We start from the raw sequence: 14,664 nt of genomic DNA, 5'->3' as shown, positions 1-14,664 counted from the left end.
GTCGCGGTGTTGAGCCTCGCGGCACTCGCCTTTTGCGTCTCGGCGGTCTCGTGGCTGAGCGATGGAACCCGAGGGCCCACGCGCTGGGCGGCGGCCTGTACCGGACTCGCTGCGGCCGCGTGCTGTGTCGCCGGGTCGGGTGCCGTGGGGGGACTGCTCGTGCTGCTCGTGCTCGCCATGACGGTGGCCTCGGTGCTGGTGCTGGTGCTGGCGCCCCGGCCCGAGCACGCGCGGACGGTCGCGCTCGTGAGCGGGCTGCTCGGGCTGGTGCCAGCGGTGCTCGCGGGAGTGCACGGGTGAGCGAGGGCGTGGGAAGCAAGGCGGCGAATCACAGCCTCGCGCGGACCCTCGCGGCCCTGGTGGGGGCGCCCCTGGCGGCGTTCGCGTTCGGGGCCGGACTGGTGGCGCTCCTCCCCGTCTCCGGAGGGTGGACCTTCCTGGTGGGCTTCCACCTGGTGGTGCCCCTCTGGGTGGCGCTCGCGTGCGGGCTGCCACTGCTGAGGAACGGGCGCGTGGCCTGGGCCGTGTGCGCCGCGCTCATGCTGCCCCTGGTAGCCACGCTGGTGGCGCGGAGGCTCGGGTGAAGCTCTCTCCCCGTACCTTCCGCATCCAGTGGGACGTGCACGCCTGGGCCGGCGTCATCGCGAGCCTCTTCCTCTTCGTCATCTTCTTCTGCGGCGTCTTCGCGCTGTTCCGCGAGGAGCTCGAGGTGTGGCAGGAGCCCGCGCTCCACGTCGCGCCGCCGCACGGGCAGCCCCCCTCCTTCGACGCGCTGCTCGCGCGCGTGAAGCAGCTCGGCCCGATGCCGCGCGGCTCGCATGTGGGCTTCCTGCCCCACGAGGAGACACGGTTCGTCACCGCCTATCTCTTCGAGCCGGAGGGGACGCGGGAGCTCTGGCTCGACCCCGTCACCGGCACGGTGCTGTCCGGGCGAAGCCGGCTGTCGAGCGAGCTCTACTGGATGCACTTCTTCTACCGCGTGCCCTGGGGCATGGAGCTCACGGGCGTGGTGTCGGTGGCGATGCTCGTGGTGCTCGTGAGCGGGCTCGTCATCCATCTCAAGGACCTGCGGCAGCAGTGGTGGCGGTTCCGCCCCGAGCTGAAGCTGCGCTTCTCGTCCTCGGATGCGCACAAGGTGCTCGGCGTCTTCGGGCTGCCCTTCACCGCGATGCTCGGTTGGACGGGAGCCGTCCTGTGCCTCGCGGCCCTGGCGGGACAGGGCTTCACCGCCACCGTGTTCGACGGCAACCCGAACCGGGTCACCGAGCTGAGGGGCTATGCCCAACCGACCCGCGCCGCCACCGGGCGCGAGGCGCCCATGCTGTCCCTGGATGAGCTCGTGTCCCGGGCCCGCGCCGCCGTCCCTGGGGCCGAGGGCACTCCGCGCTACGTCGACCTCCAGCTCCAGGGCGACGCGAACGCGTGGGCCGGCATCTACTTCCAGATGGCACCGCTCGGCGCGGACCACTTCGCCTTCATGGACGCGGTGAGCGGCACGCCCTTCGGGACGAGCGCCGAATATTCGACGCCCACGTTCTTCCTCGAGCGCGTGTTCTTCGACCTGCACGCCGCGCATTACGCGGGCCTGCTGCTCAAGCCGCTCTACGCGCTGCTCGCGCTCGCCATGTGCGCCGTCCTCATCACCGGCAACCTCATCTGGCTCGAGCGCCGGGACGCGCACCGCGCGCACTGGGGCAACCGGCTCCTGGAGCGGCTGACGGTGGGCGTGTCCGCGGGGCTCGCCTTCGCCTCCTCCGTCTACTTCACCGCCAACCGCGCGCTGCCGTGGGATGCCGCGAGGCGAGGCGACTGGGAGTTCGGCCTGTTCCTCGGCGCCTGGGGGCTCGCGGTCCTCGTGACTCTGGTGCCGGGCGTCTCGTCCCGGCGCGCGGGCATCGGGCTATGCGGGGCGGCGTCCGCCCTCTTCGGGGGAGTCCTCGCCTCGGACGTGGCGTTCCGGGAGGTGAATCTGTTCACGGCGCTCGCGCGAGGACTGCCACCCGTGTTCCTCGCGGAGCTGCTGCTGTGCGCGCTCGCCCTGGGCTGCGGTGGGCTCGCGTGGGGACTGAAGCGCAAGCGTCCGGCGGAGGCGCGGCCCGAGCGGGTCGAGGCGCCCTCCCCCTCCCGGGTTTCCGCGTGAGAGGCGTCCAAGTCAACTGAAGCAGGTTCTTTCAAGGGCGCTCCCGCGGGAAGGGACGGGGCACCCTCCGGGCGCACTTCGGACGAACTGGTCCGACTGTCAGACCAGTTGCTCCCGAGCGCGCCCGGGACCTCCCTCCTGAAACGACCCAACCCACCTGGCCTGGCGAGCTCGGGCTACCAGGAGTAGCCCACGTTGAGCATGGCCCGGCGCCGGTCGCCGTAGAAGCAGGCCGTCTCGGAACTGCAGGACGACACGTACGTGCGGTCCAGCAGGTTCGAGGCGTGGATGGCCGCCCGCCACTGGGCCCGCTCGTAGTGGACACCGGCATCCACGAGCGTGAAGCCCGGCACCTCCAGCGAGTTGTTCCGGTTGGCGAACGACGCGCCCACGTAGCGCACGCCCGCGCCGGCTCCGAATCCCTGGAGCACCCCGCCCTGCAAGGTGTAGTCGGCCCACAGCGAGCCTTGCAGCTCCGGCACGCCCACGGGCGCCTTGCCGACCTCGAAGTCGGCTCCCTCGGTGATGCGCAGGCGGTAGTACGAGGCGGAGCCGATGAGGCTGAGGCCCTGGACCGGGTTCGCGTTCGCCTCGAGCTCCAGGCCGCGGGAGCGCACCTCGCCAATCTGGAGCGTCTGGAAGGCGGTGTCCGTCGTCAGGAAGTTCTCGCGGCGCAGCTCGAAGACGGAGAGGCCCAGCGAGAGCCGCGTGTCCTCCGGCTGGAACTTGAGACCCGCCTCGAGCTGCTCGCCGAGCTCGGGCTCGAAGAGCTCTCCGGCCGCGTTGGTGCCAGCCACGGGATTGAAGGACCGGGAGTAGCTGACGTACGGCGCGAGGCCGCTGTCGAAGGTGTAGAGGAGCCCGGCACGGCCGCTGAAAGCGCTGTCACGGCCCTCGTAGCTCGCGGCCGCCAGGAGCGGGTTGGTGAGCTGGACGCCCACCCAGTCATGGCGCCCGCTGAGCACCAGGCGCAGGCGCTCGACGAGCTGGAGCTGGTCCTGGAGGTAGACGCCGAGCTGGTTCTGCCGGGTCCTGCTGAGGTTGTAGCGCGACCCGGTGGGCGCGTAGGAGCCGTAGACGGGAGCGAGGAGGTCGAGGGCATCCGTGGCCTCGAAGCCCTGCGCGTCGTTGAGGCGGTAGTGCTTGTAGTCGAGCCCGAACAGGACGTCATGGCGCAGCGGGCCGGTGGTGAAGCGCGCCTGGGCCTGGGTGTCGACCGTGAACAGGCTCGAGCGTGGCGTCGTCACGAAGTTGAAGCGGGCGAGCTTCGCGTCCTCGGGCGTGGTGGCATGACCCACGCCGTAGAGCGTCTGGAAGTCGATGCCGAGGCGGCCGAAGCGCAGGTTCTGACGCACCGTCCACGTGTCGTCGAAGCGGTGCTCGAACTCGTAGCCGACGAGCCCCTGGTCGCGCGCGAAGCGGTCCATGCTGGGATCGCTCGTGAACAGGTCCGTGGGGATGCGGCCATAGGGCGCGTCGACGACGGTGCCCACGTAGGGCAGGAAGTTCTGGCCGCGCGTGCGGTCGAGCAGGTAGCTGCCATGGAGCGTCAGGGACGTGCGGTCCGTCGGCTTCCAGGTGAGGCTCGGGGCGATGAAGAGGCGGTTGTTGTCGATGGAGCGAACCTGGGTGTTACCGCCCCGGCCCAGCACCGACACCCGGTAGAACCACTGCTCGCTCTGGCCGATGGGCCCACCGAGGTCCACCGCGCCGTAGCCGTTGAGGTACTCGTTGATGCCCGCCTCCACGCGACGGAGCGGCTCGGTGGGGGGACGCTTGCTCACGAGGTTGAGCAGACCGCCGGGATTGGTGCCGCCGTAGAGAACCGACGAGGGGCCTCGCACCGCTTCGATGCGCTCCAGCCCGAAGGGCTCCAGACGCCAGGTGGCGAAGGAGCTGGAGAAGAGCTGAAGGCCGTCGAGGTAATAGCCAGCCTCCTGGGAGGGAAAGCCGCGCACCAGGAACCAGTCGTTGCGCGAGTCACCGCCGAACGACTCGGCCCGGACGCCGGGGGTGTAGCGCGTGGCCTCGACGATGGACTGCACCTGCTGGGCGTCCATCTGCTCCCGGCCCACGACGGAGACCGCCTGCGGCGTCTCCAGGAGGGAGGCGTCCGTCTTGGTGCCGCTCGCGCTGCGCTCTGCGACGACGCCCTTCACGGGTCCCGTCGCGCGCTCCCGCTCCGCCTGCACCTGGACGACGTCCAGCGTGATGGGCTTCGCCTCCTCCGCTTCCTGGGCGACAGCGGTCGTCGCGAGCACGAGCAGGGAGACACCGGCAATAGACGCCGGCGCGGGGAAGCGCTGTCCGCGCCTGTTCCGAATCAGAGAGGACATATTGATAATGATTCTTGTTCGCAAATTCAGAGTGGAGTTCCACGCGGCGTAACATGGGCCCCTGGGGCAGGCAAGCGGGGATTAGGTGCGGTCAGGAGGCGCGGCAGGTCGCTCACCTCCGAGGCGCAACCCATCCGCCTGAGTGCTTCGCGAACGGACTCAACTCCCCCCGGGAGCAACCAGGATGCAAGGCTCCGCTCAGCCTCCGAATGCCTCTCGCAATCGCTCGCCCATCAGCCTCCGGGCATCGTGCGCGGCGTCGATGAGACCGGCCAGCAGGACGAACGGATGGACCTGGCCCGCGAAGCACCGGTACTCGGCCGGGACTCCCGCCGCGCGCAGCGCCGCCGCGTAGGCCTCGCCATCGTCGCGCAGGGGATCGCACTCGGCGGTGATGACGGTCGCCGCCGGCAGGCCGCGAAGGTCTTCCGCTCGGGCCGGCGACAGGCGCGGATCCGCCGGGTCCGCCCCGCCCGCGTAGGCCTTCAGGAAGTACTCGATGTCGCGGCGGGTCATGAAGTAGCCCTCGCCGAACTCCGCGTAGCTGGGCGTCCGGCCCACGCGAGCGTCGGTGAGGGGATAGACGAGCACCTGATGGACGAGTCCCTGGGACCTGCCGCGCAGACCCTGGGCCACGGCCGCCGCGATGTTGCCGCCCGCGCTGTCTCCCGCGACCGCCACCCGCGTGCGGTCCGTGCCGAGACCCGCGCTGCCGTCCAGCAGGGCGCGCGTGACGGACAGGCAGTCCTCGTAGGCCGCGGGGAAGGGGTGCTCCGGTGAACGGCGATAGTCCACCGACACCACCACCGCCCCCGAGTGGCGCGCGATGTCCCGGCACGTCGTGTCGTGGGTCTCCAGGTCGCACAACATCCATCCGCCACCGTGGAAGTACGCGACGACCGGAAGGTGGGCCGCCTTGTCGGGCCGGTACACCCGCACCCGCACGCCACCGGCCGGACCGGGCAATGAGAGGTCGGTGACGTCCGCCATCTCCGCCGGTGTCCCGGTCAGGGGCACGACCGCCGCCAGCTGCGCCCGGTTCTCCTCGACGGTGCGCGTGTCGAGTGGAGGCGCGTCGGCGACCATGGAGAGGAAGTTCCGGGCCTGCGGATCGAGTGGCATGCGCGGGAGGCTAACGCCACTCGCCAGAAAAAGCCCACCTCAGCCGCCCGCGAGCCAGCGCAGTCCCCAGGCCGTGGCCAGCCCAAGGTAGTTGCCCAGGGCGATGCCCGCGAGCCCAAGCGTGAGGCCGGGTCCCACGATGCTGCGGTTCTTCAGCGCCGCCGCCACCGGACCTATCTGCGCCGGCCCGTAGATGGTCGCCGTCGAGCAGATGAGCGTGCTGTCCACGTCGATGCGCAGGAGCGCCGAGAGCGCGACGTGAATGACGATGGCGAGCCCCATCACCAGCACCACGAAGAGCGCCAGCATCACACTGCCCCCACTCAGCAGCCGCGCATCGGCCAGCGAGCCCATGGCCACGCAGAAGACGAGCAACACGTACTCCCCCAGCTCGTAGACTCCCGCCAGCGCGCGGATCCGCTTTGACAGCGAGGCCACGATGCCCAGCGTGGTGATGCCGAGCAGGGCCGGGCCGGCCTCCAGCTTTCCGAACGCGGCCAACGTCATGCCAATGGCCACCGCCACGATGAGCGCCGAGAGCGCGAAGCCGAGCCCCATCTCCCGCAGGTGGTGTCGCGTCCAGGCACCGAGCCGCTCCCCGGGGTGCTCGAAGGCCTCGTGGTGCGGCGCGGCGGTGAAGGGCCGCATGAAGCGCAGGAGCAACCGCTGCGCGAAGGTGAGCAGGAAGATGAGGTAGGCGCCGCCCGCGGCCAGGTCCGCCGCGTTGAGCAGGATGAAGGTCTCGCTCCGCGCCTCCAGCACCCGCCCGATCGCGGCCATATTGGCGGTGCCCCCGACGTACACCCCCACCAGCATGCCGGCGATCTTCCACCACTCGTCCGTCCTGTCCCGGAAGAACCAGCCGACGAGCCCCGCGGAGACGACCGCCGCGACGCACGCCAGCGCGAAGGAGATGAGCAGCGAGCGCGCGAGCCTCGGCCACTCGCGCACATCCGTGGAGAACAGCAGCAGGGGAATGGCCAGGGGCACGGCGGCCTCGCTCACGCTCATCGCCGTGTCCGCAGACAGCCTCACCCCGGGCACGTTCGCCGCGAGCACGCCCGCCACGTAGCAGAGCGTCACCGGGCCGAGGAACCGCGCCGCGCGAAAGCGCTCGGCGGCCCAGATGGCCACCGCCGGGAAGAACACGCAGAACAACACCTGGATGATCGTCATCGGCGCACGTCCTCTCGGGGACTCCACCCTACCGGAACGCCGGACGCCCCGCGCCCTCCGTGATGGCCCGCGAGTGGCGTGTCCACGAACTTCCCGTGCGGAGTGGGGAGAGCCGGCCTCCGGGCGCGAGTTCGCTCAACTGGTCTGATTGTCGGACCAGTTCGGGCAAAGCGAGACCGGAAGGTGTCCCCGTCAGGACAAGGTGGAGCGGCGTGAGATCGCCCGCGCGGGAGGATGCGGCGCTCGCCACCAGGCTGCGATGGCAGACATTGAAGTCCGACTCGAACCGCCTGGGGACATGGCTGGGCGAGCGTAGCAGCTCTCAGCTCGTGCGACCCCTGTCGCGGAGCCGGGCCCACACGCAGCCCAGGGTGAGTCCGGCAAGTGCTCCATCGAGCCCGTGCCACACGGCCCATTTCAATTGCAGCTCGAGCGAGCCCTGGCTCGGGGCCCGCGCCAGCCGCAATCCCAGCAGCACCACTCCGAGCACCACCGTGGGCAACAGCACCGGGAGGAAGTCGCGCCAACGGCCTCCTCGCTCCTCGGGCAGATGGGGGTAGCGGCGCGCCAGGGCCCAGAGCACCACCAGCGAGCCCACCACCGAGGAGCCGTGCTGGAGCCACATGGCGAGCGGCAGCTCCCACGGGCCCACCGTGAGCATGGCCTGGGGGTAGAGCTCACTCGCGGGCCAGCGGTAACGGTGGGTGAAGCCATCCCACACCGCGTGCGTCACCGCGCCGAGCCACACCGCCAGCACCCCCAGTGCCCACTCACGCGCGGCGCGCGGCAGGCCCCGCGTCCGCAGGAAGCGGCCCCACTGCACTCCGCCCACCTCGGGCAGCGTGCGGCGCAACACCGGCAGCACCAGCACCTCCAGCCACACCCACAGCAGGGTGACAGGCATTCTTTCCTCCCGGTAGCGTGCCACGGAAACCCGGGACCTCCTCGTGCGAATCGTCGCCCAGCTCCTCCCCAACACTCCTCCTCGCGGGCGGGCGCTCGCCGAAGCGGCCCTCGTGCTCTTCTCCGTCTTCCTCCCGGCGAACTTCGCCGTGCTCGGATGGGCACCCCTCCTCGCCGTCACCTGCGTCCTGTTCGCCTGGGGACTCCTCCTCCTGCATCCCTGGTCGGACTGGCGCTCGGGCCATGTCGGCCGCGCTCTCGTCCTCGTCCTCCTCTTCGCCGTGGCCCTCGCGGCCCTGACGGCCAGTGAGTGGTCCGGTGACTCACTCGCGCCCTCTCCCCGGCTCGGCGTGACGCACCAGAGCGTCTCCGTGCAACGTGACGGTCAGCCCGCACGCGAGGTCGTCGAGCTCACACGTGTGCTGCCCGGCCTTCCCGCCGACGGGCTCCTGGAGGTCGGAGACCGCGTCCTCGCCGTGGACGGTCAGCCCCTGTCCTCCTCCGCTCCCGAGCTGGATTTCCAGAAGCGCATCCGCGAGGCGGGCGGCGGGGACAGCGCCGACCTCCGCTTGAGCATCGAGCGCCAGGGAACGCCTCGTGAGGTGACCGTCCACCTCGGGCCCGCTCGCAAGGCCGGGCTCTTCCGGTCCGGCGCCATCCTCTGGCTGTGCCTCCGCGCCCTCGGCGCCATCCTCCTCGTCGCCCTCCTCCTCTGGCGCGATGGGCAGGGCCCCGATCAGATCGGGCTCGTCCGCCACGGGCTCGGTCGCGAGCTCCTCCTCGGCATCCCCGTCACCCTCGGCACGTACGCCGCCCATATCGCCGCATCCGTTCCCCTCGCCGTCCTCGCCTCGCTCCTGAAGCTCGCCGGCAAGGAGACCCTCGCTCGCAAGGAGGTCGCCACCGCTCTCGTCGAGACCGGTCTCGGTATCCCCGCCTTCGCCGCCGCCATGGTGCTCGTCACCGGCTTCGAGGAGATCGCCTTCCGCGGCTTCCTCGTCCCCAGGCTCCGCGTCGTCCTCGGACACTGGTACGCCGCCGTCTTCGTCTCCGCCGCCCTCTTCGGCCTCGGGCACTTCTACCAGGGCACCCTCGCCGTCTTTCAGACCGCCGCCCTCGGCGCCTGGTTCGGCCTCGTCTTCATCTACCGCTTCCGTCTCCCCTCCCTCATCCTCGCCCACGCCACCTTCAACACCCTCAACTTCGCCTTCATGCTGTGGCTCCAGCGCTCGGGGTTTCTCGACAAGTTCATCGGGCAGCCGTGAGCCCTTCGCGCGCTGTTCCTTCCGCAGCCTCCGTCACATTCCTCGTCCGCACCCCGTCACCCCCGTGGGGAGGAATGCACCCATGGAGATGATCATCCAGGCCGCCACCATCATCGCGGCCTTCGCCGCGGTACATGAGCGCGTCCTCGAGCTCATGCGCAACTGGCTCGTCAAACGGTGGAAGGTGCTGTCCGAGGAACAGTTCGATCGCCGCAATATGATGTTCGCCGTCGGCCTCGCCCTCGTCACCCACGCCAACCTGCTCGAGCTGTTCACCACCGTCACCCGCGACGGTGTGCCCACTCTGCTCTTCTTCGAGCACTACATGGCCTGGGGCGAGGTCCTCGCCGACTGGAAGGGCAAGGCCAACTCCTTCGATGCTCTCCCCTTCGGCAGGCTCCTCGGCAACCTCCTCCGCGATGCCCTCGGGTGCACCTTGATGGGCTTCGCCACCGCCTTCGGCGCCAAGTTCTGGCATGACGCCATCAAGGGCATCGCCAGCTTCCGCGAGAAGGCTCGCTCCATCGCGCAGATCGCCGACCTGCGCTCACAGACGCCCGCGGCTCCGAACTCCACCGCTACTCGGGTTCATGAGCCGGTTCGGGTTGAGACCTCGTCGGACTCCGAGTCCCAGGCTCGCTCCTCTGGATCGAAGTGACGGAGCTGCGGCGACTGACCCTCACCCCAGCCCTCTCCCAGAGGGAGAGGGGGCTTACACCGGTACAACCCGGGTTACGGCTACCCTCACCCTTTCCCTCTCCCGGAGGGAGAGGGGGCTTTGGGTTCCTCTGGCAATAGCTTCTTCAGCTCGTCCGCCATCTTCCCCAACTGCAGCGCCGTCGCCGTCACGTCCGTCCCCATCTGCGCGTACGTGTCCACCAACTCCAACAGCCTCGCGCACCCCTGCGAGATGTGCGTCGTCTGCTCCGCCTGACGCTCCGCCTCCCCAGAGCTCTTCTCCATCAATTGCTGGTTCTGCAGCACCGTCTCCCGGATGGACCTCAGGGTCGTCCTCGCCGACTCCAGCACCGGCGTGAAGCGCGCCGTCGTCTCCCGGATGTTCCCCACCGCCTGCAGCGTCTCCGCCATCTGCCTCGTCACCCCTCCCACCACCGCCCCAATCTGCGCCGAGCTCCTCCCCGACTCCTCCGCCAGCTTCCCCACCTCCTTCGCCACCACCGCGAAGCCCCTCCCGTGCTCCCCCGCTCTCGCCGCCTCGATTCCCGCGTTCAGCGCCAGCATGTTCGTCGCCGCCGCCATCTCCTGAATCGTCTCCACGAAGCCGTGGATCCGATCCGAGCTCTCCTCCAGCTTCTGCACGCTCAGCGCGCTGCGGCCCACCGCATGCGCGATCGCCGTCATGCTGCTCTCCATCCCGCTCACCAGCGCGTCCACCTCCCCCGTGTACCGCTGCGCCTCCTCCGCCTGCGTCGCGCTCGCCCTCGAGTGCCGGAACAGCGTCCCCGCCGCGCTCGCCATCTGCTCGCTCGCCGAGGCGATCCTCAACGCCGCCATCCGCACGTGCGCCGCCTGCTGCGACATCTCCGAAATCGTCGAGGACAGCACCTGCGCCGAGCCCGCCAGCGTCCTCCCCGTCTCCACCACCTGCCCCCTCGACGTCTCCAGCTCCTTCAGCGCCTGCTGCATCTCCCGCCGCAGGAAGAACTGTCTCCGGTGCCCGCGGTGCAACGCCTCCAGCAGCACCCCCACCGCCACCATCCCCACCAACAGCGTGACGTCCAGCACCAGCGCGCTCGCCAACGGCGCGCCCGACAGCATCACGTCGAATCCCAGGTGCGCCAGCGCCAGCAACCCGTAGAAGCCCAGTCTCCCCCACCGGCCGATCGGCATCACCGACGGCCCCACCAGCGCGTTCAGGAACACCAGCACCACGTGGTAGCCCGAGCCCGCCGTCCCTATCCGGTAGAACGTCCACTCGTTGCCGATGGCGAACAGCCCCGTGACCAGGAACGCCGCCACCGGTATGTCCGCCGGGCCCAGCACCCCCCGCAGTACCCCCAGCAGCAGCGGCAACAGCACCCAGGGCAGTCGCGCCAGCGCCACCTCCCCCAGGTTCGCTTCGCCGCCCGTCGTCACGAGCACGTTCAGCACGTCCAATGCGAACAGCACCGCGGTGGCCACCACACCGAGCACGCACAGCTGGCGCAGCCGGCCAGGCCCTCGCGTCAGCAGGAACTCGCGGTAGGCCTCCTCGGCCTGGAGAGAGCGGGGGGATGTGTCCATGTCGCTACGACGGGCCCGAGGACCGATACCTCTTCACCCGTCGCGCCACCGTATCAGATCGCCGAGCACACCCCGGCCCGGGCATTCGCTCGCCCGCCCCCCTCCAGGGTCCACACCCACCCACGCCGGTCCTACACCACCGGTAACTCCCTCTTCACTGGCCCCAACGCGAAGGCGGCCTCCAGCCGGGCGAGCTCCGCCCCCGTCAGCCTCAGCCCGTCCGCCGCCGCGTTGTCTCGGGTGTGTGCCTCGTGGCTCGCCTTGGGGATGGCGAACAGCGGCGCCCGGCGCGTGAGGAACTTCAACGCCACCTGCCTCGGCGTCGCCCCGTGCGCCCTCGCCACCTCCCCCAGCACCCTCCCGTCCGCACTCTCACTTCCTGGGAAGTCTCCGCTGCCAAAGGGGCTGTAGCCCACCAGCGCCACCCCGTTGCGCTCGCACCACGGCAGCACCCGGTGCTCGATGGAGCGCTCCCGCAGGTGGTAGAGCACCTGGTTGCAGGCCAGCTTCCCCGGCCCCACCAGCGCCAGCACTTCCTCCAGGTCGTCCACGTCGAAGTTGCTCACCCCCCAGGCGCGAATCTTTCCGTCCGTCCGCAGCGCCTCGAAGGCTCGCAGCGTCTCCTCCAGCGGGTGCGGCCCCGGCCAGTGCAGCAGGTAGCAGTCCAGATGGTCCGTCTTCAGCTTGCGCAGCGAGCGCTCGCACGCCTTCAGCGTCCCCTCGTAGGTGGCGTTGTTGGGCATCACCTTGGACACGAGGAAGACCTCGTCCCGCCGCCCGGCGAGCGCCTCGGCCACCAGCTCCTCCACCTCGCCGTAGCCGTACAGCTCCGCCGTGTCCACGTGCGTCAGGCCCAGGTCCAGCCCCACCCGGAGCGCGCGGATGGCCTCCTCCCGGTCATCCCCCTCCATCTGCCAGGTGCCCTGCCCCAGCACCGGTATGGACACACCCGTGGGGCCGAAGACGCGCTTCTCCATGTGCCTCCTCCTTCACCCAGGCTCGCAGGCCCCGACCCCTCCGGCACTCCCGTCCGCCCCATCCCGTTCCCTGGCCCACACTCGCTTCCTGGTGGGCCAACCCCCGAGCCCCCCATCGCTCCTCCCGGCCTCCTACCTCCCGGGCCGCACGCTGTAGGCCCCCGTCCGGGCGTCCACCGTCACCCGGGGCGGACGCCGCGTCTCCTCGAAGAGCCTCCAGCCTGGCTCCAGGTCGCGCCAGAAGGCCACCCGCGCCGGCGTGGCCCTCGGGTGCTTCTCCAGCGCCGCCAGGCCCGCCGCGTCCAGCCGGCGCGGGAAGATGTGGATGGGCACGTCCCGCTTCATCCTCGCCCGCGCCTCCAGCACCATCAGGTACAGCTCCTCGATGGGGCCATCCTCGATGGCGATGCACCCGATGCTCGCGCAGTTGCCGTGGATATAGATGTTGCCTCCCAGGGGACGCTCGCCCCGGACACGGTCCGCGTCATTCGGGTAGCTCACCCGCATGGACAGGTGGAACTGGCTGCGCGGGTTGAACTGGTCCAGCGTGTAGAAGCCCTCCGGCACCTGCGCGTCGCCCTCGCGGCGCTTGGGCCCCACGTCCCCCGAGGCCGCGCAGAAGGGGAACGTCTTCACCCGGCGCAACGGCTTGCCCCGCGCCCCCGCCCAGACCTCCAGCTCCCGCTCCTGCTTGAAGGCCCGGACGTACAGCTCGTCCGGCGGCCAGGAGACTCCCGCCGCCGCGAAGGCCTCGGCCACGGCGCGCGCCTTCGCCCGCCGCGCCTCCTCCACCCGGTCCCTCGCCCCCGCCGTCAGCGCCGCCAGCAGTCCCACCACGAAAAGCAGTCGTGTCATGCCCCCGAGGACGCCTCGCGGGCCCCCAACGTTCCGTGGCTGGCACAACGAAAGGAGGACGGGTGCGCACCCGTGGCGTGCCTCCACCCGGCGCGTTAGCACTGCGCTCCCCTCCCACCCGGAGAGACTCCACACCATGCCTCTCAACCACTACGTCACCCTCGGCCGCTCCGGCCTGCGCGTCAGCCCCCTGTGCCTCGGCGCCATGACCTTCGGCGATGACCTCGGCTGGGGCTCCAGCATCCAGGACTCCAACGCCATCATCGACCGCTTCCTCGCCCTGGGCGGCAACTTCATCGACACCGCCAACGCCTACACCCGCGGCCACTCGGAAAAAATCATCGGCGACCACATCGGCCGCACGCCCTCGCGCCGCGACCGCGTCGTCATCGCCACCAAATTCTTCGGCAACCTCTTCCCCGAGGACCCCAACGGCGGCGGCGCTGGCACCAAGGCCCTCGTCGCCTCCACCCACGAGTCCCTGCGCCGCCTGCAGACGGACTACATCGACCTGCTGTGGATGCACGCGTGGGACCGCCACACTCCCATCGAGGAGACGATGCGCGCCCTGGATGACCTCGTGCGCGCCGGCAAGGTCCGCTACATCGGCTTCTCCGACACCCCGGCGTGGAAGACGGCCCAGGCCCAGCTCATCGCCCAGTTCCGCGGCTGGACGCCCCTGGTGGCGCTGCAGATCGAGTACTCGCTGCTGGAGCGCACCGTGGAGGGCGAGCTCATCCCCATGGCCCAGGAGCTGGGGCTGGGCGTGACGCCCTGGTCCCCCCTGAAGAGCGGCGTGCTCAGCGGCAAGTACACCCGGGAGAACGCCGGCAAGGTGAAGGCCGGCCGCGGCGCGTGGGTGGAGAGCAACCTCAACGAGCGCGCCTACACCATCATCGACGTGCTGCAACGCGTCGCGAAGGAGCAGGGCAACACGCCGGCCCACGTGGCGCTCGCCTGGGTGCAGAACCGCCCCGGCGTCACCTCCACCATCATCGGCGCACGCACGCTGGCGCAGCTCGAGGACAACCTGGGCGCGCTGGACGTGAAGCTCACCCCCGCCCAGGTGGCCGCGCTCGACGAGGTCTCCCAGCCGACGCTCAACTTCCCCGCCGCCTTCCTCCAGGGCTCGCCCACCTTCATGCACGGCGGGCTCACCGTGAACGGCGTCTCCGCGCCCCCGCTGCCCTGGGCGCCGAAGTCGGACAATGAGCGGTACTAGGCTACTTGGAGGAGCTGCCCTGACCCGACCCCGTGGTCGAGAACCACGCGGGTCCGGCGAGGCCCGGCTTCTCCACCGATGATGGCAGGAAGGGGGACGTGTCCTCGGAGTCGGAGGACGCGTCCTCCCGGGTCGAACGCAGAGGTCCTCCCGCCTCGTCCACCGAGTCGATCGCCATCATCAGCAGCGACCCCATGACGCCCACCAGGAACACGCCGGTCAGCAGCACCCCCCACTTCATCCGACGCGCCCGGACGACATGGAGGGGCTCCCGGCGAGCATCCACCACGGGGACGGCGGACAGAGAGGGTCGAGGTTTGACGGGGAGCCGGATGACAGGGGCCAGTCCTGGCTCATCGGGGGGCATGCGCCCATTCTAACCGATGTCCCCCGAGCAGGGTACCGCCTGCCCGCCTCCTCGCCG

At 70.2% G+C, this 14,664-nt stretch carries 14 protein-coding genes; 6 read left to right on the top strand and 8 right to left on the bottom strand.

Annotated elements, in window-relative coordinates:
* Nucleotides 1-6: 6 nt before the first annotated feature.
* Genes JRI60_RS01325 through JRI60_RS01315 form a run of 3 tightly spaced genes read left to right on the top strand, consistent with a single transcriptional unit; the run spans nucleotide 7 to nucleotide 2,140 of the window.
* A complete protein-coding gene (locus tag JRI60_RS01325; protein WP_204223985.1) occupies nucleotides 7-300 on the top strand; it encodes a hypothetical protein in 294 nt (97 codons plus the stop codon).
* A complete protein-coding gene (locus tag JRI60_RS01320; protein WP_204223984.1) occupies nucleotides 297-584 on the top strand; it encodes a hypothetical protein in 288 nt (95 codons plus the stop codon). Before JRI60_RS01325 ends, JRI60_RS01320 begins: the two co-directional genes overlap by 4 nt.
* Entirely contained in the window at nucleotides 581-2,140 is a 1,560-nt protein-coding gene (locus JRI60_RS01315; protein WP_204223983.1) for a PepSY-associated TM helix domain-containing protein, read from the top strand. Before JRI60_RS01320 ends, JRI60_RS01315 begins: the two co-directional genes overlap by 4 nt.
* 176 nt (nucleotides 2,141-2,316) lie before the next feature.
* Here the strand turns inward: JRI60_RS01315 and JRI60_RS01310 are convergent, their stop codons facing one another.
* The 4 genes from JRI60_RS01310 to JRI60_RS01295 form a co-directional block, all read right to left on the bottom strand.
* Entirely contained in the window at nucleotides 2,317-4,476 is a 2,160-nt protein-coding gene (locus JRI60_RS01310) for a TonB-dependent siderophore receptor (RefSeq protein ID WP_204223982.1), read from the bottom strand.
* A gap of 198 nt (nucleotides 4,477-4,674) precedes the next feature.
* Entirely contained in the window at nucleotides 4,675-5,598 is a 924-nt protein-coding gene (locus JRI60_RS01305) for an alpha/beta hydrolase (protein WP_204223981.1), read from the bottom strand.
* Between the two features lie 39 nt (nucleotides 5,599-5,637).
* A complete protein-coding gene (locus JRI60_RS01300; RefSeq protein ID WP_204223980.1) occupies nucleotides 5,638-6,774 on the bottom strand; it encodes a DUF819 family protein in 1,137 nt (378 codons plus the stop codon).
* A 322-nt stretch (nucleotides 6,775-7,096) separates the two neighbouring features.
* Nucleotides 7,097-7,678: a DUF4184 family protein gene (locus tag JRI60_RS01295; RefSeq protein WP_204223979.1), complete on the bottom strand. Its 582-nt coding sequence runs from the start codon at nucleotides 7,676-7,678 to the stop codon at nucleotides 7,097-7,099.
* Nucleotides 7,679-7,721: 43 nt separating this feature from the next.
* Between JRI60_RS01295 and JRI60_RS01290 the strand changes: the two genes are divergently transcribed.
* Both JRI60_RS01290 and JRI60_RS01285 read left to right on the top strand, forming a co-directional pair.
* The gene (locus tag JRI60_RS01290) at nucleotides 7,722-8,942 is read left to right on the top strand and encodes a CPBP family glutamic-type intramembrane protease (protein WP_239470278.1); all 1,221 of its coding nucleotides are present in this window, start codon (nucleotides 7,722-7,724) and stop codon (nucleotides 8,940-8,942) included.
* An 82-nt stretch (nucleotides 8,943-9,024) separates the two neighbouring features.
* Nucleotides 9,025-9,600 (top strand): hypothetical protein, encoded by a 576-nt coding sequence (locus JRI60_RS01285; protein WP_204223978.1) that lies wholly within the window; start codon nucleotides 9,025-9,027, stop codon nucleotides 9,598-9,600.
* A gap of 86 nt (nucleotides 9,601-9,686) precedes the next feature.
* Here the strand turns inward: JRI60_RS01285 and JRI60_RS01280 are convergent, their stop codons facing one another.
* From JRI60_RS01280 to JRI60_RS01270, 3 genes are all read right to left on the bottom strand, one after another.
* On the bottom strand, nucleotides 9,687-11,186 hold the full coding sequence (locus tag JRI60_RS01280) for a methyl-accepting chemotaxis protein (RefSeq protein ID WP_204223977.1): 1,500 nt from the start codon (nucleotides 11,184-11,186) through the stop codon (nucleotides 9,687-9,689).
* A gap of 131 nt (nucleotides 11,187-11,317) precedes the next feature.
* Complete coding sequence (locus tag JRI60_RS01275) at nucleotides 11,318-12,163, bottom strand: aldo/keto reductase (protein ID WP_204223976.1); 846 nt, start codon at nucleotides 12,161-12,163, stop codon at nucleotides 11,318-11,320.
* Nucleotides 12,164-12,295: 132 nt separating this feature from the next.
* Nucleotides 12,296-13,018 carry a L,D-transpeptidase family protein gene (locus tag JRI60_RS01270; RefSeq protein WP_204223975.1) on the bottom strand — a complete coding sequence of 241 codons (723 nt, stop codon included), beginning with the start codon at nucleotides 13,016-13,018 and terminating at the stop codon, nucleotides 12,296-12,298.
* A gap of 136 nt (nucleotides 13,019-13,154) precedes the next feature.
* On the opposite strand from JRI60_RS01270, the gene JRI60_RS01265 reads away from it, so the two are divergent.
* Complete coding sequence (locus tag JRI60_RS01265) at nucleotides 13,155-14,240, top strand: aldo/keto reductase (RefSeq protein WP_204223974.1); 1,086 nt, start codon at nucleotides 13,155-13,157, stop codon at nucleotides 14,238-14,240.
* 1 nt (nucleotide 14,241) lies between these two features.
* On the opposite strand, the gene JRI60_RS01260 is transcribed toward JRI60_RS01265, so the two are convergent.
* A complete protein-coding gene (locus tag JRI60_RS01260) occupies nucleotides 14,242-14,607 on the bottom strand; it encodes a hypothetical protein (RefSeq protein WP_204223973.1) in 366 nt (121 codons plus the stop codon).
* Nucleotides 14,608-14,664: the final 57 nt, after the last annotated feature.

Source organism: Archangium violaceum (genome assembly GCF_016887565.1).
GTDB classification, from domain to species: Bacteria; Myxococcota; Myxococcia; order Myxococcales; family Myxococcaceae; genus Archangium; species Archangium violaceum_B.
Note: the sequence above shows the minus strand (reverse complement) of the source record. Positions and strands in the feature narration are given on the sequence as shown.